This window comes from Haemophilus sp. HN_Hi16 (genome assembly GCF_049823435.1).
Taxonomy (GTDB): domain Bacteria; phylum Pseudomonadota; class Gammaproteobacteria; order Enterobacterales; family Pasteurellaceae; genus Haemophilus; species Haemophilus influenzae_D.
Genome location: NZ_CP187500.1, coordinates 1,058,116 through 1,080,012, shown reverse-complemented (window position 1 = coordinate 1,080,012; position 21,897 = coordinate 1,058,116). Strand labels below are relative to the sequence as shown.

Below are 21,897 nucleotides of genomic sequence, written 5' to 3'. Positions count from 1 at the left end.
TGAAATTAGGACGCTGAAAGCGTCCTTTTTTGTAGAAAATCAGACCTAATCTTCTACAACGAATATATCGTCGTAAAACTATACTATTAGTTAGTTAATTTCTTTCACAAGAATTTGTTTTAATATTTCCCTTTCCTCTCTTGCAAGTGCTTGCCCAAATTGGTTCGTCAAAATAAAAAAATCCTCGGCTTTCTCGCCCACTGTGGTAATTTTCGCATTCAATAAATTGAGATTTAACTCAGTGAAAATCTGGCTCACTTGGGCTAATAACCCTGCTTTATCCAAGGCAACCAGTTCCATTTCAGTATGCTCTTTTTTGTTTTCGTGTAAAAAACGCACGTCGGTTTGTACAGTAAAATGTTGAAGCTGGCGATTAAGTGTAATAGAAAGTGCGGGTAATTTTTCACTTTGAAGGGCTACTGTTAGGGTTTGCTCTAATTCTCGGCGACGATCAAATTCCACTAATTCTCCATTAAGTTCTGTGATGATAAAGCTATCAAAAACATAACCATCTTGTGTTGTAATAATCTGTGCATCGTGGATACTGAATTTTTTTGCACCAATGGTACTCACCACTTTATTAAATAAGTGCGGTTGATCTTGGCAATAAATAAACACTTCCGTGCCACCAAGTGAAAAGCGATTACTAATTTTCACTAATAATGCCTCAACTAAATCCACCAGCAAACTTGTATGCCATGCGATTTGTTTTGGCGTATTACGCACAAAATAATCTTCAGGGCAACGCTCCCATAATTGCTCAATCGAGATTAGTGCAATATTGGAATAATCCTGCGTTAAAATTTGTTGTGCAAGTTTTCGGTTTTCTGCCGATTTTTCTGAATAATCAAGCAATTCTTTCATGCCTTGTGCAAATTGTTGTTCGGTAAATTCATATAAAGAGGCAAAAAGCGAACGTTTCCAGCTATTCCATAAATTACCATTGGTTGCACAAATATCCGCCACCGTTAAACAAGTGAGATAATCTAATCGAACTTGATTTTGCACGGCTTCCGCAAAATTCATGACGACTTCAGGATCATGAATATCACGGCGTTGCGCAGTAATTGACATCAGTAAATGGGATTTTACGAGCCAAGCAAGGGTATCAATTTCTCGACGATCTAAACCATGTAATTGCGCAAAGTCTGCAACATCCACAGCACCAAGTTCTGCGTGATCACCGCCCCGCCCTTTTGCAATATCGTGGAACAACGCCGCAATATAAAGCAAAGTGCGGTCAGAAAGTTGACTAAAAATTCGATGGGCAATCGGATGTTCTTGCGCACTTTCCTGTGACAGAAAACTTTCCAATTTCAACATCACGCGTAATGTATGCTCATCCACCGTATAAATATGGAATAAATCAAATTGCATTAAGCCCTCAATGGCTTGCCATTGCGGAAGATACGCAGTTAATACGCCATATTGGTGCATCGGCATAAACGCACGCTTAATCGCATTAGGTTGATTAAACAAACGCAGAAATTTTTCCCGAGCAGCAGGAATTTCACATAATTTTTGTGGTAATTGCTCTAAGGAAATTTGTAATTGACGCAAGGTATCAGAATGAATATTGGCCTGTTCGTACTGCGTTAAATAAAAGAATAGATCTAAAATTCGTGCTGGTTTTTCTTGAAAAACACGGCTATTACGCAAACATAAGCATTGGTTAATCAGTTGAAAATCATCGTCTAACTGATCAATCACGCTATCCTGATTTGATGAAAGCACATTTTCTCGATAATGCTGAATCAACAAATTACTAATAAGGGAAATTCGGTGCAATGCTTGGAAAAAACATTTCATCATTTTTTCCACAGCTTGATTGCCTTCCCCTCGAAAACCCAACAATTCACTGACTTTAATTTGGCGATCAAACAACAGACGATTATCGTAACGTTTCAAAATCAAATGCAAAGCGAACCGCACTTTAAATAAAAAAGCACGACTTTCTTGTAGTTGCTGATATTCTTGAGGATAAATAAAACCACTTTGTAAAATGGCTTCAAGGGTCAGCGCCCCCGAATGGTGCAACGCCACCCAATACAACAAATGCAAATCACGCAAGCCACCGGGGCTGTACTTAATATCTGGCTCAAGGTTATAAGCCGTATTGTGATAACGCTGATAACGTTCTATTTGCTCTTGCACTTTGGCATTAAAAAAATCTTCTTTCGACCAAAAATCTGCACGTTTTACCAATTCATTTAGCGCATCAAAGTGCGGTCGATTTCCAGTGAGAAATCTTGCTTCTAATAAATTGGTGGCAATCGTAATATCTTGTTTTCCTTCCAATTCGCATTGTTGTAAGGTTCGGACGCTATGTCCCACCTCAAAGCCACAATCCCATAAAAATTGGATAAATTGGGTAATCTTTTCTTCAATTTCTGGGATTGGTGTTTGCTCGACCAAAATTAAAAAATCTAAATCCGACAAAGGAAACATCTCACGCCGTCCATAACCGCCCACCGCAATTAAAGAAATCCCCAGTTGTTCAGTTAATCCCATTTCCTGCCAAAGTTGAATCAATAAGGCATCATAAAAATCACTGCGATTTTCAATCAGCTCAAAAATGGAATAACGAGAAAAATTCTCGAGCTCAAATTGCTTGAGATTTTCTCGCTCAATTTTGACCGCACTTGGCGTTAAAGGAGAAGATAATGACAAAGGAAACAGCATGTTGATTGCCCTTTAGTGGTTAGAAGTGGCTTTATTATAAAGAAAAACAAAAAGGGCGTATATCTACGCCCCTACTTACAATTTAATGTCAATTACATATTAATCATAATCCGTGAAATTCGACCTTCTGCAATTTCTTCATCACGAATAGTCATCACTTCACAACCACTTTCCGTGACAACAAGTTGATGTTCATATTGTGCTGAATGACTACGATCTTTGGTTTTTACTGTCCAACCATCTCCCATCACACGCACTTCTTTTTTGCCTGCGTTAATCATTGGTTCAATCGTGAACACCATTCCGGGTTTTAAAATCACACCACCATCATCTGCGTAATAATGCAATACTTGAGGTTCGCAGTGAAATTCTGTACCAACGCCGTGTCCGCAATATTCACGCACAACACTGAAAGTTTGACTTTCCGTATATTTTTGCACGGCTTTACCTATTTCATTTAAACGAATATTGGGTTTTACAGTGCGTATCCCAACATATAATGCCTCTTGTGCGGCTTCCACTAACTTTTTACTACGAATATTCGTTTCGCCGCCCACAATATACATTTTTGAGTTATCGCCAAAATAACCATCTTTAATCACGGTAACATCAATATTCACAATATCGCCATTTTTAAGCACTTTATCGTCACTTGGGATACCGTGACAAACGACTTCGTTAATGGAAATACAAGTAGATTTTGGGAAACCGTGATAATTCAAACACGCAGGGATAACCTTTTGTTCATTTACCATATATTCATGACAAATGCGATCAAGCTCGCCTGTGGTTATGCCTGCTTTTACGTAAGGTTCAATCATCACAAGCACATCAGAAGCCAATTTGCATGCCTCGCGTAATTTTACAATTTCTTTTTCAGTTCTAATTGGAATAGCCATTTTTATCTCACTTTTTTGAAAAAACTTTGCGAGATTATAGCACGATTTCTAGGAAAAAACTGGATTACACTTGAATGGAGTAAAGGGTTATTAGATAATGGCGGGATTGGAATTTTAGGAAAGTAGGAAATAGTTATGATAGATGATATTGCAGTGCCACTGACATTTACTGATGCAGCGGCGAATAAAGTAAAAAGTTTAATCAGCGAAGAAGAAAATACTAATTTGAAATTACGCGTGTATATCACAGGGGGTGGTTGCAGCGGTTTCCAATATGGTTTTACCTTTGATGAAAAAGTCAATGACGGCGATTTAACCATTGAAAAATCTGGGGTTCAGCTTGTGATTGACCCGATGAGTTTACAATATTTAATCGGCGGTACAGTCGATTATACTGAGGGTTTAGAGGGTTCACGCTTTACTGTAAATAATCCAAATGCCACCAGCACTTGTGGCTGTGGTTCATCCTTTAGTATCTAAGATGGATTTCCAATTTACACATTATCAAGGCAATGTATCCGTAAAATGTTCAATGGAACACATTGCCCTTGCTAACTGGTTCAATACAGAAGTGCGGTCAAATTCAGACAAGATTTTAACCGCACTTTCCTCTGCAAAATCACTTATTGAAAATCAAGAAAAAATCTTAATCGGTGCGGAATATACGTTATTTTTAAATGCTGATGAAGTAATGGTACGCGCCAACAATCTCGCCATTGAATCAGATGAAATTTTAGAACAAGATTTCCACTATTATGATGAAGAAAGCCTTGCTTTTTGCGGTACGCAAGATTTTATTCATTTTCTCCAATCTTATGTTGATTTTATTGCTTAACTCACTATGACTTCTCAACACTCCGCTAAAAAATCATCGAAAAACACGCCAAAAAATAACCGCACTTTTAAAGGTTTTTTACTGAAATTTAGTTTCACTGTGCTTGTCTTAACGATTTTTTACGGCGGTTATCTCGATTGGCAAATTCGTTCTAAAATGGATGGTCAAATTTGGCATTTGCCTGCGGAAGTTTATAGTCGCTTAGAAAGTGTTAAAATTGCCGATAATCTCGCTTTTGATGAAGTCATTCAAATTTTATTAGATAACGAATATCGCCAAACCACAATGGTAGCCGCCCCTGGCGACTTCAAGTTAGAAGATGATAGCATTGTAGTGCTTCGCCGCGCTTTTCCTTTCCCCGATAAAGCAGAACCACAGCGAGTTTTACGTTTGCGTTTTAGCAATAATAAGTTATCTCGCATTGAAGATTTAGTCACAGTCAAAACTGTTGATGAATTTCGTCTTGCGCCAAAATTGATTGCGATGTTGCAATCAGACAACGAAGATCGTCTTGCAATTCCTTTGCAAAATTATCCCCGTTTATTAATTGATACCTTAATTTTAACGGAAGATCGCCGCTTTTATGAACATAATGGCATTAATCCAGTGGGGATTTTACGCGCATTAATTGCAAATATTCGTGCAGGTCAAACGGTACAGGGAGGCAGTACACTCACTCAACAATTAGTCAAAAATTTATTTTTATCACGCGAACGCACCATTACACGTAAAGCCAACGAAGCCTTGATGTCATTGGTGTTAGATTGGCGTTACGATAAAAACCGTATTCTCGAAACCTATCTCAATGAAATTTATCTCGGACAAAATGGCGATACGCAAATTCACGGTTTTGAATTAGCCAGCCAATTTTATTTTGGTCGTTCGATTCGTGAAATTAGCTTAGATCAAATTGCCCTTTTAGTGGGGATGGTCAAAGGGCCTTCACTTTATAATCCGTGGCGAAATCCGCAAAACGCCCTCGAACGTCGCAACATTGTTTTAAAGCTAATGCTTGAGCATAAAATGATCGGCGATGAACTTTATCAATTATTAAGTCAGCGACCTTTAGGTGTGCAAAAGAAAGGGCAAATCTCGCGTAAATACCCTGCATTTATTCAAACTTTACAGGCGGATTTGCGTCGTGAACTGGGCGAACACAAAATGTCGAGCTTACTTGGCGCACGTATTTTTTCCACAATGGATTTAAAACAACAAGCCCAAGCAGAAAATGCAGTGGTCAATACCGTTTCGCAATTACAACTGAAAACGAAAAATCCCCATTTAGAAAGTGCAATGATTATAACGGATTATCGCACAGGCGAAATTCGTGCCGTGGTTGGCGGTTTACAAACCCAATATGCAGGCTTTAATCGTGCATTAATGGCAAAACGTCAGATTGGTTCTTTAGTAAAACCTTCTATTTATTTGACCGCACTTTCTAATCCAGAACAGTTCCGTTTAAATACCCTAATTAATAACCAGCCAATTACGATTAATGTTAAAGGTAGCCCACCTTGGCAGCCACGCAACTATGACAAAAAATATAGCGGTTCGGTAATGTTAATGGATGCCTTAGCCCGTTCTTTAAATATTCCGACAGTGAATATTGGAATGAAAGTCGGCTTGAGTAAAGTTATTGACACACAAAAAGCGATGGGCTGGGATAATGTAGAAATTCCTAAAGTGCCTGCGATGTTGCTCGGTTCTTATACCATCTCGCCTTATGATGTCACAAAACTTTATCAAACTATTGCCAATCAAGGGGGGCGAATTTCGCTCACAACCGTAGATAGCATTACTGATCGTCAAGGTAACCTAATTTTTCAACACGATAAAAGCGTAAAACAAGTGGTGCCACAAGAAGCGGCATTCCAAACATTATTTGCAATGCAACAAACTGTTGAACGAGGCACTGCACGTAGTTTGCAAAAAGATTACGCTGATTTACATTTAGCAGGCAAAACAGGCACAACCAATGAAGCTCGCGATACGTGGTTTGTGGGAATTGACGGAAAAAATATCAGCACAGTTTGGCTTGGTCGCGATGATAATGGCGAAACAAAACTGACTGGTGCTTCTGGCGCATTGCAAATTTATAAAGATTATTTAAACCGTACGAATATTGAAAAATTAGCAATTACGCCTCCTGCAACAGTGAAATGGGTGGGGATAAATCAATACGGTGGCTGGGATTGTGAGAGTTATCGAACAATTCCTGTTTGGCTAAATAATGGTCAGAATTTCTGTGGCGAAATAGCATCTCCGTCTTTTACGCCAACTGAAGCAGAAACAACTACACCACCACAAGAAAGCCTGTGGGACGTATTGGATAATCCCAATCCACCCGCTCAATAATTAGTAGGATTTACTGAATTTCCAATAATAAACATTTTACCCCCTATACTTCCCCTGAAATTTCAGGGAATTTTTATTTCTTTTTAAAAATAGCAAACGTTTGCTTTATTTGCATTAAAAGTGCGGTATAATATTCGCCAGTTTTTTTCATACAGGTGCAAAAGGATGACACAACAATCCCTCACGCTAAGTCTAAAAAAAATCTATTCAGGTAAAGTACGTGATCTCTATGAAATCGATGATAAACGCATGCTAATGGTTGCTTCTGATCGCTTATCTGCCTTTGATGTTATTTTAGATGATCCCATTCCACGAAAAGGCGAAATTCTGACGCAAATTTCCAATTTTTGGTTTAATAAACTTGCTCACATTATGCCCAATCATTTCACTGGCGACAGCGTTTATGATGTACTACCCAAAGAAGAAGCGGATTTAATCAAAGATCGTGCCGTCGTGTGTAAACGTTTAACCCCGATTAAAATTGAATCTATTGTACGTGGCTATTTAACTGGCAGTGGTTTAAAAGATTACAAACAAACAGGCACGATTTGCGGTTTAAAATTACCTGAAAACTTAGTTGAGGCCAGCAAATTACCCGAAGCTATTTTCACACCATCAAGCAAAGAAGAAGTTGGCAACCACGATATAAATATCAGCTATGCAGAGTGCGAAAAACTTATCGGCTCTGATTTAGCCGCACAAGTAAAAGAAAAAGCTATTGCACTTTATACCACGGCTGCAGAATATGCACTGACTAAAGGAATTATTATTTGCGACACAAAATTTGAATTTGGTTTAGATGAAAATGGCACGCTCACTTTAATGGACGAAGTATTAACGCCAGACTCTAGCCGTTTTTGGTCTGTGGATACTTACCAAGCAGGAACAAATCCCCCATCATTCGATAAACAATTTGTACGCGATTGGTTAGAAAATAGCGGCTGGAATAAACAAGCCCCCGCACCAAAAGTGCCAGAAAATATTATTCAGAAAACCGTTGATAAATATCAAGAAGCACTGGATTTATTAACAAAATAGAGATCAAAATCCCTGCTTTTTACAGCAGGGATTTTTATGCATTATTACAAATAAAGATTTTTAGCCTTAATGCATAAAATACTAGACAAACAGGAAAAGTGCGGTTATATTTTATCGATTTTTTATTCACAAAAATCGATTATTTATTCAATCCTAATTATTAGTAAGGAAAATATATGTCAAATACTATTTTACAGAGCTTACCTAAAGGTCAAAAAGTGGGAATCGCTTTCTCTGGCGGCTTAGATACCAGTGCAGCATTACTTTGGATGCGTCAGAAAGGTGCTGTACCTTATGCCTACACTGCCAATTTAGGGCAACCCGATGAAGACGATTACAACGCAATCCCTAAAAAAGCAATGGCGTATGGTGCAGAAAATGCGCGCTTAATTGATTGCCGTGCACAACTTGCTCACGAGGGTATTGCCGCAATTCAATGTGGCGCATTCCATATTTCGACAGGCGGCATTCCCTACTTTAACACCACACCACTTGGTCGCGCAGTAACAGGCACAATGCTCGTTGCAGCAATGAAAGAAGATGATGTAAACATTTGGGGCGACGGCTCAACTTTCAAAGGGAATGATATTGAGCGTTTCTATCGTTATGGTTTATTAACGAACCCGAATTTAAAAATCTATAAACCTTGGTTGGATGCACAATTTATTGAAGAACTTGGCGGTCGTTTAGAAATGTCTCAATTCCTTATTGAAAATGGTTTTGACTACAAAATGTCCGTTGAAAAAGCCTATTCCACTGATTCCAATATGCTCGGTGCAACCCACGAAGCAAAAGACTTAGAACAATTAAGCACAGGTATGAAAATTGTTAAGCCTATTATGGGTGTAGCATTTTGGGATGACAATGTAGAAATTAAACCTGAAACAGTCACAGTTACTTTTGAAGAAGGCGTCCCTGTGGCATTAAACGGCAAATATTTTGATAATGCAGTTGATATTATTCTAGAAGCCAATCGTATTGGTGGGCGTCACGGTTTAGGAATGTCTGACCAAATCGAAAACCGTATTATTGAAGCCAAATCTCGTGGTATTTATGAAGCACCGGGGATGGCATTATTGCATATTGCTTACGAACGTTTAGTCACAGGTATTCACAATGAAGATACCATCGAACAATATCGTATTAATGGCATCCGTTTAGGTCGTTTATTATATCAAGGTCGTTGGTTTGATCCGCAAGCATTAATGCTGCGTGAAACAGCTCAACGTTGGGTGGCAAAAGCAATTACAGGCACAGTAACCCTTGAACTTCGTCGTGGTAACGACTTCACTATCTTAAATACCGAATCAGCAAACTTAACCTACGAAGCAGAGCGTTTAAGTATGGAAAAAGTGGAAGATGCGCCATTTGATCCTATTGATCGTATCGGTCAATTAACAATGCGTAATTTAGATGTGTCTGATACCCGAGGTAAACTTGGTATCTATGCGCAAACAGGTTTATTAAACGCAGTTAAAGATTCCGTATTGCCACAATTAGGCAAAAAATAAATCATAAAATAAAATCTGCATTTCAATGATTGATTATTTAACATCACTTTGAAATGCAGATCCTTTCACAAAAATAGTAGTTAGCTAAAAAAACTAGAAATATAAGAAATAATCGTTTTTCCACTTAATATTGCCATAATAATCACAACAAACCAGCCTGAAAAAGCTAAAAAAACAGGGTGTTTATAAGTGCCAACAATATCACTTCGATAAGCGGCTAACAAAATTAATGCCAATGCAATCGGCAGTATTAAGCCATTTAATGTTCCCACAAAAACTAATACCGCAGCAGGTTTTCCCACTGTGACTAAAACAACGGTAGAAATCACAATAAAGGCAATAATCCAACGATTACGATTGCGTTCAATAGTTGGACAAAGGGTCGTTAAGAAAGAAACTGAAGTATAAGCCGCACCAATAACCGATGTAATAGACGCTGCCCAAATAACTACCCCAAATAACACTTGACCAAAATTGCCTGCTACATATTCAAAAGGCGTTTCAGCTGGATTTTTAGGATTAAGAGACACACCTTTTGACACCACGCCAAGTACCGCAAGAAATAATACAATACGCATCGTTGAAGCAATTAAAATGGCTGAAACAGAACTACGGCTCACTTCAGCTATTGCTTTTTCGCCTTGAATGCCAGCATCTAATAAGCGATGCGCGCCTGCAAAAGTAATATAACCACCTACGGTTCCCCCCACTAATGTGACAATAGCAATGGGATCAATTTGTTCTGGAATAAAGGAATGATATGCCGCTTCAGCCACAGGCGGTTCAGTTTTAAACATTACATAAAACGTGAGTGCGACCATAATAAAGCCCATTAATTGTGCAAAACGATCCATTAATAAGCCCGCTTCTTTACGCAAAAAAATCAAAATAGCAATAATACCGCTAATCACTGCGCCTATTTCTGGTGCTATGCCAAAAATAGAATTTAAACCAAGCCCCGCACCGCCAACATTACCAATGTTAAAAGCCAGTCCGCCCATCACAATCAGCGCAGCAAGAAAATACCCTGCTTTCGGAAAAACCGCATTAGAAATATCTTGCGCGCGTTTGCCAGACACAATAACAATTCGCCAAATATTAAGTTGAGCACCAATATCTAACAAAATTGATAATAAAATAACAAAGCCAAAACTCGCTAATAAAGTATTGGTAAAGGTTGCGGTTTGAGTTAAAAACCCGGGCCCAATGGCGGATGTCGCCATTAAGAAAGCCGCCCCTAAAACCGCATTTCGTCTGTGAGTAATTGATGCCATAAAGCACCTCCATTGTTAAGTTGATGTTATGTGTTTATTCGGCTTATGCCGTTATTTTGATATGATTTTTTTCTAATTCTTCCACAATGCGTTTAGCAAATTGCAAAGAATGTTGATTATCGCCGTGTAAGCAAATACTTTCTGCTTTTACAGGCACGAGGCTTCCATCAATGGCATTGACTTGCCCCTTTGTTACCATTTGTAACACTTGTTGAATAGCTTCCTTATCAGATTTTACCATTGCATTTGGTTGAGAACGAGGCACTAAACTCCCATCAGGCATATAATGTCGATCGGCAAACACTTCAGAAATAGTTTGCAACCCTTCTTCCTCTGCGATACGCAACATTAAACTACCCGCTAACCCCATTAATTTCAAATTCGGATCAAATTGATAAACAGTTTGTGCAATTACACGCGCTATTTTTTCATCTTTTGCCGCTTGGTTATATAACGCACCGTGAGGCTTAACATAACTAATTACCGCCCCCTCGCCATCACAAATTGCTTTTAGTGCACCTAATTGATAACGCAAATGTGCGATTAATTCCTGTGAAGACAACGCCATTGCTGTACGACCAAAGTTTTCGCGATCAGGAAAACTAGGGTGTGCGCCAATACGCACCTGATTTTCTTTCGCAAATTTGACCGCACTTTGCATTTCCTTTGCACCCCCAGCGTGTAAGCCACAGGCAATATTTGCAGAAGAAAGCAACTGCAACAAACTTTCATCAAAAGGAAAACCCTCTGCAATATCTGCATTTAAATCAATTTTTTTCATCAACAATTCTCCTAATTTGATCAAGGTATATTTCATTTTTACGGCGTAATTTAGCAGCCTCTTGTAAGCTAACCGCTTCAAATTTAATCGTTGAACCTAAACGCACCTGTGCCAAAGCCCCAAGATCGGCATCAATCACATTAGCAATTTTAGGATAACCGCCTGTGGTTTGTGCATCCGCCATCAAAATAATAGGCTGACCACTTGGTGGAACTTGCACACTACCAAACTGAATGGCGTGAGATAGCATTTCCAACGGCTGCTTTAATTCTAATTTCTGACCTTGAAAACGATACCCCATACGATCACTATTACTTTGCAACGTCCATTCATTTCGCCACCAATAATACTGGGATTTTCGTTTAAACGCCTGATATTCAGAAGATGGCAAAGCACGAATAACATCGCTAAGCGGAATCGGCGCAACACCAATTTCGCTACGCAAAATATGATCATTTGCCGTTTGTAGCTGATCGCCTGTCTGCAAACAACGTCCCTCAATGCCCCCTATTTTCGCTCTCAAATCCGTACTACAAGAATTCAATGCTTGAGGCAAAACAAAACCGCCTTGAACACATAAATAACCATACATTCCAATTTTTGCACGGGTCATTTTTAATATTTGACCGGCACGTGCTTGATAACGCCAATAAGCAAAAACAGGCTTATCATCTAACGTCATTTCATAAAAAGCACCAGTCACACAAAAATTCATATCTTGCTGAAATTGCAATGTAATGCCACCTAAAGGCACTTCAATGGCAGGAACGTTCTCTGCATTGCCCAATAAAATATTGCCTGCACGTAAGGCTAATTTATCCATTGCCCCACAATGGCTAATACCAAATCGGCGTAAACCAAAACGTCCTAAATCTTGAATAGTCGCGCGGGATTGCACATCAAGCACATCAATCATAGTTCAATCCCCTCCACAATAAATTTCACAGTATCGCCAGCTTGTAATAAGGTTGGTTGTGCTTGATTTTTATCAAAAAGTGCTTCCTTAGTATAACCGATCAACTGCCACCCACCTGGCGAAGCAAAAGGATAAATCCCCGTTTGCGCGCCCCCAATACCAACAGAACCAGCAGGAACAACCGTTCTTGGCGTGGCACGGCGTGGCGTGTGTAAATTTTCAGGTAAACCACCCAAATAAGGAAAGCCCGCTTGGAAACCAATCATATACACAGTATAAATAGGCTCACTGTGCATCTGAATAATCCGCTCTGGTGTTGTCTGATGAAATTTCGCTACATCAGATAAATCCTGGCCTCGCTCTCCCCCATAAATAACAGGAATTTCAATATGGCGTCCTTGAAAATCCGATACTTTCAATTCAGCCCAAAGTTGTTCTAAACGTTGCACAAGCGGCTTAAAATCTACGAAAAAATCGGTAAAAACCGTAAGATTATTCATTCCCAAGACAACTTCTACAATATCTTGTTCTGATTGCAATTGACGAACGAACGCCCATAATTGGCGTTGTTGTTGAATGGAAGCTGGGGGTGGCAAAGAGCAAACCACCGCCGACTCACTGATCGGAACGATATTCATAATATACCCTTTATATGATGTTATGTAATTTGTTATTTTTTTGTTACAGATCTCTTTTAAAGGATATTTATAGGTTTTGTCAAGTCTTTATTTTCATCTTTTAATTCAATTTAAAAACACCGCACTTTAACCATCAAAAGGAAATTTAGCACAAATTCATTTGGTTGAAACGATACATAATAGCCACCCATAAAAAAAGCGGCAAATGCCGCTTTTTAAGAGAGATAATCCAAACTTTACCACTGGTAACCAACACCTGCTGCAACGCCTGTTTTACCTTGACTATTGGTTGTGCCTGACAAGCGAATAATCACTTTGCCATTATCGGAAATTCTTGATACCCCGATAGCTAAACCATTTTGACCTTGATAACTACTTCCCGCAATAGCAACCATTGATTTACCTGGCATAGTGGCTTGTGGTAACTGTGAAGCCGCTAATGCACTTGCTGTACCTGCATCTGCACGTTTGCCTACTTTATTCACTTTGCCCTCAAGATTATTCACTTGTCCAGCAAGGTTTGTTACCCCTTTTGCCACGGCATACAACTGACTTCCGTTAATCGCATCGGTTGAAGTAGCAGAGATTTCGCCTGCCGCGACGTTTTGGATACGTCTTTCTTCGCCGCTTGCACCGACAGAAACCGCACCGTGCGCTGTCGCACCGGCAAAGCCTTTTACCGTACCTGTTGCGCCAGCAGTTGTAGTGTTACCCGCCGTGCCGTCGGATTTCAGGTTTTTACCCTTATCTTTTGTCGCAGTTGAAGCATTACCGAGATAAACAGAATTTTCAACTGTAGCCCCTAACGCTTTAGGAACGGTAACGGTAGTATCTTTACCATCTTTGTCCTTAACGGTTACGGTTTCAGTATCAACGTCCCCATTGGCTTTATATTTCACATTAACTCCATTACCCAACACAAACGTGTTTTTAGAAGTAATACGGTTATCGTTACCGAAAGCGTAGCTGCCGTTTGCACCATCTTCGATGTAGTTCGGATCGCCGAATGCACCAGATTTTTCCGCATTCACAACGTTGCCCGTACCAATCGCCACGGTGTTATCGCGTAAGGCTTTTGATTCATAACCGAAAGCGATGGCATTATTGCCTGCCGCATCAGCTTTCGCGCCAATCGCTGTCGCGTATATGCCGCTTGCACTAGAGTCAAAGTCATTGCTTCGTTCCTCTCTACGTTTGGCTGTGCCGTCATTAGAGTGGAAGAACTTAATCCCTTGTTCATTCATATTGTAGATGGCTTCAACCACTGAATTAGTGATGACTTCTTTTCTGCCCTCCACATTATAAGTGGTCAATAATGGCTTACCGTCGTCGCCCACTACAACGTTTTTATAGACTTTAGTCGTACCATCAACTTTATTTTCTACCGTCACATTAGTGATATTCGGAGCTTTATTGCCAGTTAATGCAAAAATCTGTCCGCCGTTTACTGCCTGTTTGCTATTTGGAGAAATATCGCCATTAGCCACATTATTAATCACAACACCTTTACCTTTCGATTGATCATTAGGATCAAGGCTGACAACGTGTTTTTCATCGGTAGTAATGCCTGCAACCTTAGTAGTATCAACAGCTTGATTTTTATCAACGTCGCCTTTGTCGTTGGTGTAATACCACTTATCCGCACCATTTTCGGTTACTTTCACAACTTTCTTACCGTTTGCATCCACGTTACCAAGTGTCACTTCTTTGTTACTTACCGTACCATCAGTATTCACTTCATACCATTTATCGCCATTTTTAACGATTTTCTTACCGCTCGCATCGGTGTTGTAGATTTGCGTTAAAGGCAATTCCACATCGGTTTTCACAAAGGTTGTGGTTACTTTTTCGCCGTTTGCATCGGTGCTTTCCACCGTTGCCGCGCTCACTTTGGTATTTAAACCATCAGCAAAACGGACTTTATCGTGGGCATTTACAGTTTCCGTTGTATCCGCAGATAAGGCTTTTGTTTTATCATCAAACGCCGCTTTCGCTTTTTCTGCATCAGCCAAACCAAGCTCAAAGCCTGATTTCGAAATCGCATCTGCCACTTGGTTACCTGTTACATAGCCAGAACCTTTGTTGGTTAGGGTAACAGCGGTATCACTACCGTCAGCAGAAACGACTTTGCCACCTTTATTTTGATATTTCGCAGCAACTGTATTGCCAGCTGTCACTTTCGGCTTACCAGTTGTTAAGTCAATATCCTCTTTACTATAATACTTATCGCCAACTTTAACCAAGTTCGTTTCCGTACCATCAGCATTCTTAACGGTAAATTCATTCGATTTAACCACTTCGCCTTTAGCCAATTCAAAGGTAATTTCACGCGTACCGTCACCTAGTGTTTTACCAGAAACGCTAATACCGTTACTGCCTTTGAAATTAACCTTATCGGCATTTCTCACTTGGTCATTATAGCTATCGCCTGCAGAAATCTGCCAGCCCAAGTTTTTCAAATCGCCCACAGTTGCCGCATTGCTTGATGTTGAATTTGCCAAGTCTGCCAATCCTACATTGCCTTTAGCCACTTTAACAGAAGCTGTACCATCCGTTGGTGCGGCATTATTTGCCCCCACTTTATCTTTCGGATAATACTTACCATCATTTGCCAATGCTAATTCCGTACCATCTGCAGCTTTCGCTGTCTTAGGTAAATCAAAGGTTTTCGCACCATTTGCAAGATTGCCTAAAGCTGTTGGCTTATTGCCTGCAGTTGGATTATTACCTGCAGTTGGGCTTACCAAATTCACACTTAATTTACCAACTTGTTCATCAGTCAATGCAGTTGCTGACGGCTCGCCTTTGTCATCTAAAGTGTAGTATTTATCCCCCACTTTACTTACCGCTTTGCCATCTTCTGTCGTATATTGAACAGGCAAGCCTGTCACATCTGTGCGGACATAAGTATTCGTAACTTTATTACCATCTTTATCCACATCTTCCACAACAGCCGCTTTCACTACAGTATTTTTACCATTTGCAAAACGCACATTGTCATTTGCATTAACACGTTCAAGCGTATCAGCTGATAAGGCTTTGCCACCAGTCGTAAAGGCAGAAACAGCGTCTTTAGCATTTGCCAAGCCTAAATTCCAACCAGACTTCGCAATGGCATCTGCCACCTGTTTACCTGTAACCACACCTTGATTTTGGTTAGTTAAAGTAACGGTATCGCCCATTGTAGTAGTACCATCAGCACCAACGGTTGAGATTTTATCATTCACTTTTTTATATTTAGCGTGAACTTTCTTACCATCTTTCACTTTTGGCTGACCAGTTGCCGGATCAATATCTTCCTCACTGAAGTATTCATCGCCGATCTTCACAAGTTTTTTGCCATCTTGTGTGAGGAATTCATTGTCTTTTAAGACTTCGCCAACATTTACATCATACTTAACCGTAATGTTACCTTGATCATCTTTACTTACAGTCGCCGTAGTTGTCTTACCGTTTTTGAAGTTCACGCTTGTGCCTGATGTAACGGTTTGGGCGTTGTCTTTGGTTAATGCTGTTTCATTATTACCAACAGTTGTACCCTCGCCAGTGACTTTCCAACCAGCCTTGTTCACAGCATCAATCACTTCTTTTGCTGTGACTAAGCCTGTTCCAGTATCCGTATCAGATGTAGCAACAGTGTTAGCATCCTTACCATCTTGACCTGTCACTAACTTACCGTTTTTTTCTTTGATAACAGAAGTTTTTGCACCGATTTTAACCTTAGTGGTTTTTCCATTATCTTTACTATCTACAGTCACTGTTGTTGTATCTGCACTCGCACTCAAGAACTCAACTGTGTCGTAAGTACGGACAAAATCAACATTTTCTGACTTACCTGTTGCTGAACCAGTTGTAACACCCTTAATATTCCAACCAGCACTCAACACATCTTTCACACTTGCTGCAAGGTTATGATTTTTAACATCTACACCATTTTCAGCTTTTGTTGTTGTGCCTGTGATAGTGTCAGTTAAGGTTGAGCCAATACCTCTCAATTGAACATTATCAGCACCTTTCGCCAACTTCAATCCGCCATTTTCATTCGTAATATCAACTGCATTCGCACCAGAACCAATCGACAACTTATCACTAAAGGTCGCGGTTTTCGCTTCAAGGTTTTTTGCCAAGTCAAAGGTAATATTTTTTCCATCACGTTTAACTTTCAGGTTTTTACCCGCGTTAAAGGTTAAGGTATCGCCTGCTTTAAGTGCGTCTTCTCCTTCATCTTTCGCATCAGCTTCATCAAGTGCGGTATCTAAATTCGCTGTTTTCACAAAGGTTGCCGCACTGTTAATTGCTTCTGCAACATCTTTTACAGTTGCAACTGATTTATCTGCCTTATCAGCATCTTTTACAGTAACCTTACCACGATTATTTTTAGTTTCAGTAGTTGCATCATCAGCAGGAACTGAAGTATCCACTGTATTAAACTCGCCTTTAGTAACAGAGGCACCATCAGCAGTCACAGTCAATAAGTTGTTAGCATCTTTACTTGCCTTAACTTTAATCTTGCCGTTTTCTTTTTCAAGACCATCGCCAAGCTCAGTTTCTTTCACATCTACGGTTACTACATATTTACCGCCATCAGATTTCGCAGATACAGTCGCCGCACCCTTACCTTTGAACTCAACTTCATTGGCGTTTTTAACCGCTGCGTGGAATGGATTATCTTCAACACCGCCGCCATCTTTCGTGGTTTTATCAGCTGAAAGCACCCAGCCCAAGCCCGCTAAATCGCCTACAGTGGCGGCTTTTTTAGCTAGCTCGTTATTTGTTGTAGTACCGCCTGCTGCAGCATTTGCAGCATTAGTTAAATCAACTAAGTCTTTCTTAGCGTAATCAACACTTCCTGCTGTAGGTTGTGTTTGAACCCCGCCATTTGGAGTTGCACCATAAGTTGTTAAAGCACTCGCAACATTGGTAATTTCTTTATTACCCGCTTTAATGCCATCTTTGGTTACGCTGATGGTATTTGCAGTGTTTGTACCTGCACCCGCACCATTCGCTGGTGTAATGGTTAAGCCCTCGTTGGTAATTTGAGTAGTTGCACCATTTGCACCAGCTCCTGTTTTACCTAAAGTAATACTTGTTAAATCACTAAGCGTATCTTTCAGTGAATAAGTAAAGTTCGCACCATCTTGTTTCACTTTTAAGTTCTTGCCAGCTTTAAAGGTTACCGTTTCGCCTGCTTTGACTTCTTGAGCTTTATTATTTGCATTCGGTTCAACTTCGCCACCGTCGTCTTTGCCAGCAACTGCTTTCCAACTTAATTTATTTAACGCATCCGCTAAACCCTCTGCATTAACGAGTTTTTTCTTGTCGGTTTCAGCAGTTGGGGTAGTAACTTTGCCGTCCGCTACAGTAAGTGCGGTCGTATCTGCAACAATTCCTTTAGTCGCATCCACTTTTAAGCCGTCGCCAACTTTCGCTTCGTACTTAACGGTAATACCATTAGCATCTTTAGTCACTGACGCAGTTGTACTATCGCTATTAGCAAAGGTTACATTTGTGCCTGATGTGACAGTTTCAAAGCCGTCTTTACCTGCAGTAGGAGTTCCTGTTGTTTTCACTCTCCAACCACTGCTGTTCACAGCATCAATAACAGCTTTTGCAGTCACTAAGCCATTACCCTCGTCTGCATTATCAGTCGCTGTAGTGCTTACAACATTGTTTGTCTCTTTGTTATCTTTTCCAGTAAATAACTTACCGTCTTTTTCTTTGATAACAGAAGTCTTCGCACCGATTGCAACGTCAGCACCTTTACCATTTGCTTTTTGGGTTACAGTGACTGTTGTTGTTTTACCATCATCTTTAAAGTTTACTGTGTCATACGTCGCTACATAATCAACATTATTATCATTACCTTGAATATTCCAACCTGCACGCAACACATCTTCAATACTTGCTGCATTAGATTTTTTCGCGTCATCAAGACTTAAATCAACGTGTGTAGATTTCGCTCCCGCACTCGCAGGTTCATTTAAAGTGGTTGCAATACCAATTAAGTGAACATAAGCATCCTTACCTGCCTTACCATTTTGAGCAAAGTTTAAGCCGTCATCCGTACTAGTAATATCCACTTTTGGTGCTGTAGTAGCAGCACCAATAGATAACTTGTTACTAAAAGTCGCATTCTCCGTAGTAATATCTTTCGCCAAAGCAAAAGTCACACTCTTACCGTCAAGTTTAGCTTTTAAGTTTTTACCCGCTTTTAAGGTTAAGGTGTCGCCTGCTTTAAGGGATTGGTCTTTAGTATCATCCTTACCTGCAGCATCATTTTCAATGTCTTCATCTGAACTTTGTACTTTCACGAAAGTTGCCGCGTCATTAATCGCTTTAGCAACATCAACCACTGTCGCGACTTTTTTCTTGTCAGCATCAGTTGCTTTTGTAAGGTCTGCCACACCAGTCACAACTACTTTACCGCGATTATTAGTATCCGCACCTTGACCTGCAGCTGCAGGTGCAGGTGCATCAGTTTTCACTTCATCGAAAGCACCTTTCGTAACTTCAACAGTACGATCATTATTCACTGTTAATAAGTTATCATCGCTTGTTTTTGTATTTAGCTTGATTGTGTCGCCTTCTTTCTTCAAGCCACCGTTTGCTTTAATTTCTGCCACATCAACGGTTACTACATGTTTATTACCATCAGTTTTCGCAGACACTGTTGCACCGTTTTTACCCACAAACTCAACTTCATTGGCGTTTTTAACCGCTGCGTGGAATGGTTTATTATCTTCAGCAGTACCATCAGTTTTCGTGGTTTTATCAGATGAAAGCACCCAGCCCAAGCCCGCTAAGTCGCCTACAGTAGCAGCTTTATTTTTCAAGCCATTATCTGTTGTTGCAGTACCGCCTGCTGCAGTGTTTGTAACAGCATCTAAATTAATTAAGTCATTTTTAGCTGCGTTAGTATTACCACCTGCAGGTTGAGTTCCCGCACCATTTGGAGTTGCACCATAAGTTGTTAAAGCACTCGCAACATTGGTAATTTGTTGATTACCCGCTTTAATGCCATCTTTGGTTACGCTGATTTCGTTTACATTATTTGCACCCGCACCATTCGCTGGCGTGATGGTTAAGCCGTCTTTGTTGATGACGGTTTTCGCACCATTATCTGCACCTAAAGTAATGCTCGTTAAGCCTGTAAGTTCTTCTTTCAATGAATAAGTAAAGTTCGCACCACCTTGTTTCACTTTTAAGTTCTTACCTGCTTTAAAGGTTACCGTTTCGCCTGCTTTGACTTCTTTACCATTTGCAGTATTTTTATTATCAACCTCGCCATCATCTTCTTTATCAGCTTTCGCCGTCCAACTTAGGCTATTTAAGGCTGTTACTAAACTTTCTGCATTAACAAGTTTTTTCTTATCAGCTTCATTTGCAATATCAGCCACTTTGCCTTTCGGTTTAGCTGCATCGCCATCAGTACTATTCACAGTAAGTGTGACTGTATCTGCAGTGATTTTTTGGTCATCGCCAATCTTCAAGCCGTCGCCAACTTTCGCATCATACTTAACGGTAATACCATTGGTAGCATCGCCAGTTACGACTGCAGTTGTACCCTTACCATCAGCAAAGGTTACATTTGTGCCTGACGCAACAGTTGCGAAGTCGCCATTTTGACCATTAGCAGTAGTTGTTTTAACTCTCCAACCAGCCTTGTTCACTGCATCAATCACTTCTTTTGCAGTGACTAAGCCATTGCCCTCATCTGCATTATCAGTCGTACTACCATTAACTTGATTTGCCTCTTTATTAACTTTTCCAGTAAATAACTTACCGTCTTTTTCTTTGATAACAGAAGTCTTCGCACCGATTTTAACTTCAGTTCTCTTACCGTTTTCTTTGCTATCTACAGTAACAGTCGTGGTTTCTGTATCCGCACTCAAGAACTCAACCGTGTCGTAAGTACGGACAAAATCAACGTTATCAGAGATCGTTATACCAGTTTTAACACCCTTAATATTCCAACCTGCGTTAAATACATCTTGAACACTTGCTGCACGATGTTTTTCTTCATCGGTAATGGTATTGGCTTCTTTTTCTACTTTTGTAGTCTGAGTGCCTGCAAGCGTATCTTGCAAAGTAGAAGCAATGCCGTTTAAGTGAAGTGTTGTATCGTTATTCGCACCTGCAACAGCTTTAGCCAAATTCAAGCCTCTGGTGTCGCTTGTGATGTTGACTTTCTTGCCGTTTGCGCCAAACGATAATTTTTCAGTTGCAACACTGGTCAGATCTGTGAGGTCTTTTTTCAGCGAGTAGGTGAAGCTACTGGCATTGGTGCTTTCATCGGTGTTTTGTTTGATTTTCAGGTTGTCGCCGGCTTTGAGGGTGATTGCTCCGGCTTTTAGTACTCCTTTATTGTCGAAATATATTCCCCAATTTGAATTTTCTGTAACTTCTTTTTCTCCCGTGCCTTCTTTATCGGAATGGAAGCTCAACACGGGAGCAGTGCGTACTACGGGTTCTAACTCTTCATCTTCATCGGTAGCATTCGCCTGAACCGTTGCAAACAACAGTGTCGCCAATACGGCGGTCTCCACGGTTGCGGAGGCGCGTTTGGTGTGGGTGCGAGTGAGTTCAGATACGACAACCCAAGTTTGAGTCATAACATTCCAAATAACGTTAAAAATTTTGTTCATTTTTATTTACCTTATATTTAATAAAATTAATGATAAATATACTTTTCTTAGTGAAATCGTGCGTATTCTATTCTATATTTGGAGAATAAAAAAGTGATATTTTGCGAAAAGTTTAGCCTCAAAAAAAAAAAAAAAAAAAAAAAAAAAAAAAAAAGAAAAACAAATACTTAAACAAAAATCAAATCTTTTCAGATAAGTTAATTTATTTTTTATTTAAAATAAGGTTTAGGTTTATTTATCTTTTATTTCTTTTTAGCAAGAAAAAAGATTAATCATGACTCATTTTAGGTGTTTTTTGTTGAAAAGTGCGGTAAAAATTAAAA

General features: G+C 39.8%; 12 protein-coding genes. 5 read left to right on the top strand and 7 right to left on the bottom strand.

Annotation, left to right across the window (positions count from 1 at the left end; genetic code table 11):
- Nucleotides 1-90: 90 nt before the first annotated feature.
- Entirely contained in the window at nt 91-2,682 is a 2,592-nt protein-coding gene (gene glnD / locus ACPT9C_RS05290) for a bifunctional uridylyltransferase/uridylyl-removing protein GlnD (RefSeq protein ID WP_050949440.1), read from the bottom strand.
- 92 nt (nt 2,683-2,774) lie between these two features.
- Complete coding sequence (map, locus tag ACPT9C_RS05285; RefSeq protein WP_050949441.1) at nt 2,775-3,581, bottom strand: type I methionyl aminopeptidase; 807 nt, start codon at nt 3,579-3,581, stop codon at nt 2,775-2,777.
- Nucleotides 3,582-3,716: 135 nt separating this feature from the next.
- On the opposite strand from map, the gene erpA reads away from it, so the two are divergent.
- From erpA to argG, 5 genes are all read left to right on the top strand, one after another.
- Complete coding sequence (gene erpA, locus ACPT9C_RS05280; protein ID WP_021035408.1) at nt 3,717-4,061, top strand: iron-sulfur cluster insertion protein ErpA; 345 nt, start codon at nt 3,717-3,719, stop codon at nt 4,059-4,061.
- Between the two features lies 1 nt (nt 4,062).
- The gene (locus ACPT9C_RS05275) at nt 4,063-4,416 is read left to right on the top strand and encodes a YacL family protein (protein WP_021035409.1); all 354 of its coding nucleotides are present in this window, start codon (nt 4,063-4,065) and stop codon (nt 4,414-4,416) included.
- Nucleotides 4,417-4,422: 6 nt separating this feature from the next.
- A complete protein-coding gene (gene mrcB, locus ACPT9C_RS05270; protein WP_050949442.1) occupies nt 4,423-6,771 on the top strand; it encodes a penicillin-binding protein 1B in 2,349 nt (782 codons plus the stop codon).
- Nucleotides 6,772-6,936: 165 nt separating this feature from the next.
- Nucleotides 6,937-7,809, top strand: coding sequence for a phosphoribosylaminoimidazolesuccinocarboxamide synthase (locus tag ACPT9C_RS05265; protein WP_050949443.1), 873 nt, complete (start codon nt 6,937-6,939; stop codon nt 7,807-7,809).
- Nucleotides 7,810-7,985: 176 nt separating this feature from the next.
- Nucleotides 7,986-9,320 (top strand): argininosuccinate synthase, encoded by a 1,335-nt coding sequence (gene argG, locus ACPT9C_RS05260; protein WP_105880424.1) that lies wholly within the window; start codon nt 7,986-7,988, stop codon nt 9,318-9,320.
- 80 nt (nt 9,321-9,400) lie between these two features.
- Here argG and ACPT9C_RS05255 read toward each other — a convergent pair whose 3' ends face one another.
- From ACPT9C_RS05255 to ACPT9C_RS05235, 5 genes are all read right to left on the bottom strand, one after another.
- Entirely contained in the window at nt 9,401-10,594 is a 1,194-nt protein-coding gene (locus ACPT9C_RS05255; protein WP_021035413.1) for an NRAMP family divalent metal transporter, read from the bottom strand.
- 43 nt (nt 10,595-10,637) lie between these two features.
- Entirely contained in the window at nt 10,638-11,375 is a 738-nt protein-coding gene (gene pxpA / locus ACPT9C_RS05250; RefSeq protein ID WP_077643925.1) for a 5-oxoprolinase subunit PxpA, read from the bottom strand.
- Nucleotides 11,362-12,291 carry a 5-oxoprolinase/urea amidolyase family protein gene (locus ACPT9C_RS05245; protein WP_050949446.1) on the bottom strand — a complete coding sequence of 310 codons (930 nt, stop codon included), beginning with the start codon at nt 12,289-12,291 and terminating at the stop codon, nt 11,362-11,364. Before ACPT9C_RS05245 ends, pxpA begins: the two co-directional genes overlap by 14 nt.
- Nucleotides 12,288-12,929 carry a 5-oxoprolinase subunit PxpB gene (gene pxpB / locus ACPT9C_RS05240; RefSeq protein ID WP_050949447.1) on the bottom strand — a complete coding sequence of 214 codons (642 nt, stop codon included), beginning with the start codon at nt 12,927-12,929 and terminating at the stop codon, nt 12,288-12,290. The genes ACPT9C_RS05245 and pxpB overlap by 4 nt, the downstream gene beginning before the upstream one ends.
- Before the next feature lie 236 nt (nt 12,930-13,165).
- On the bottom strand, nt 13,166-21,574 hold the full coding sequence (locus tag ACPT9C_RS05235; RefSeq protein ID WP_423717285.1) for a YadA-like family protein: 8,409 nt from the start codon (nt 21,572-21,574) through the stop codon (nt 13,166-13,168).
- Nucleotides 21,575-21,897: the final 323 nt, after the last annotated feature.

Bases quoted from the DNA above. Each gene is read 5' to 3' on its own strand.
- ACPT9C_RS05255 (WP_021035413.1), bottom strand. From the start codon at position 10,594: ATGGCATCAATTACTCACAGACGAAATGCGGTTTTAGGGGCGGCTTTC.
- ACPT9C_RS05275 (WP_021035409.1), top strand. From the start codon at position 4,063: ATGGATTTCCAATTTACACATTATCAAGGCAATGTATCCGTAAAATGT.
- mrcB (WP_050949442.1), top strand. From the start codon at position 4,423: ATGACTTCTCAACACTCCGCTAAAAAATCATCGAAAAACACGCCAAAA.
- argG (WP_105880424.1), top strand. From the start codon at position 7,986: ATGTCAAATACTATTTTACAGAGCTTACCTAAAGGTCAAAAAGTGGGA.
- ACPT9C_RS05265 (WP_050949443.1), top strand. From the start codon at position 6,937: ATGACACAACAATCCCTCACGCTAAGTCTAAAAAAAATCTATTCAGGT.
- erpA (WP_021035408.1), top strand. From the start codon at position 3,717: ATGATAGATGATATTGCAGTGCCACTGACATTTACTGATGCAGCGGCG.
- ACPT9C_RS05245 (WP_050949446.1), bottom strand. From the start codon at position 12,291: ATGATTGATGTGCTTGATGTGCAATCCCGCGCGACTATTCAAGATTTA.
- pxpA (WP_077643925.1), bottom strand. From the start codon at position 11,375: ATGAAAAAAATTGATTTAAATGCAGATATTGCAGAGGGTTTTCCTTTT.
- pxpB (WP_050949447.1), bottom strand. From the start codon at position 12,929: ATGAATATCGTTCCGATCAGTGAGTCGGCGGTGGTTTGCTCTTTGCCA.
- ACPT9C_RS05235 (WP_423717285.1), bottom strand. From the start codon at position 21,574: ATGAACAAAATTTTTAACGTTATTTGGAATGTTATGACTCAAACTTGG.
- map (WP_050949441.1), bottom strand. From the start codon at position 3,581: ATGGCTATTCCAATTAGAACTGAAAAAGAAATTGTAAAATTACGCGAG.
- glnD (WP_050949440.1), bottom strand. From the start codon at position 2,682: ATGCTGTTTCCTTTGTCATTATCTTCTCCTTTAACGCCAAGTGCGGTC.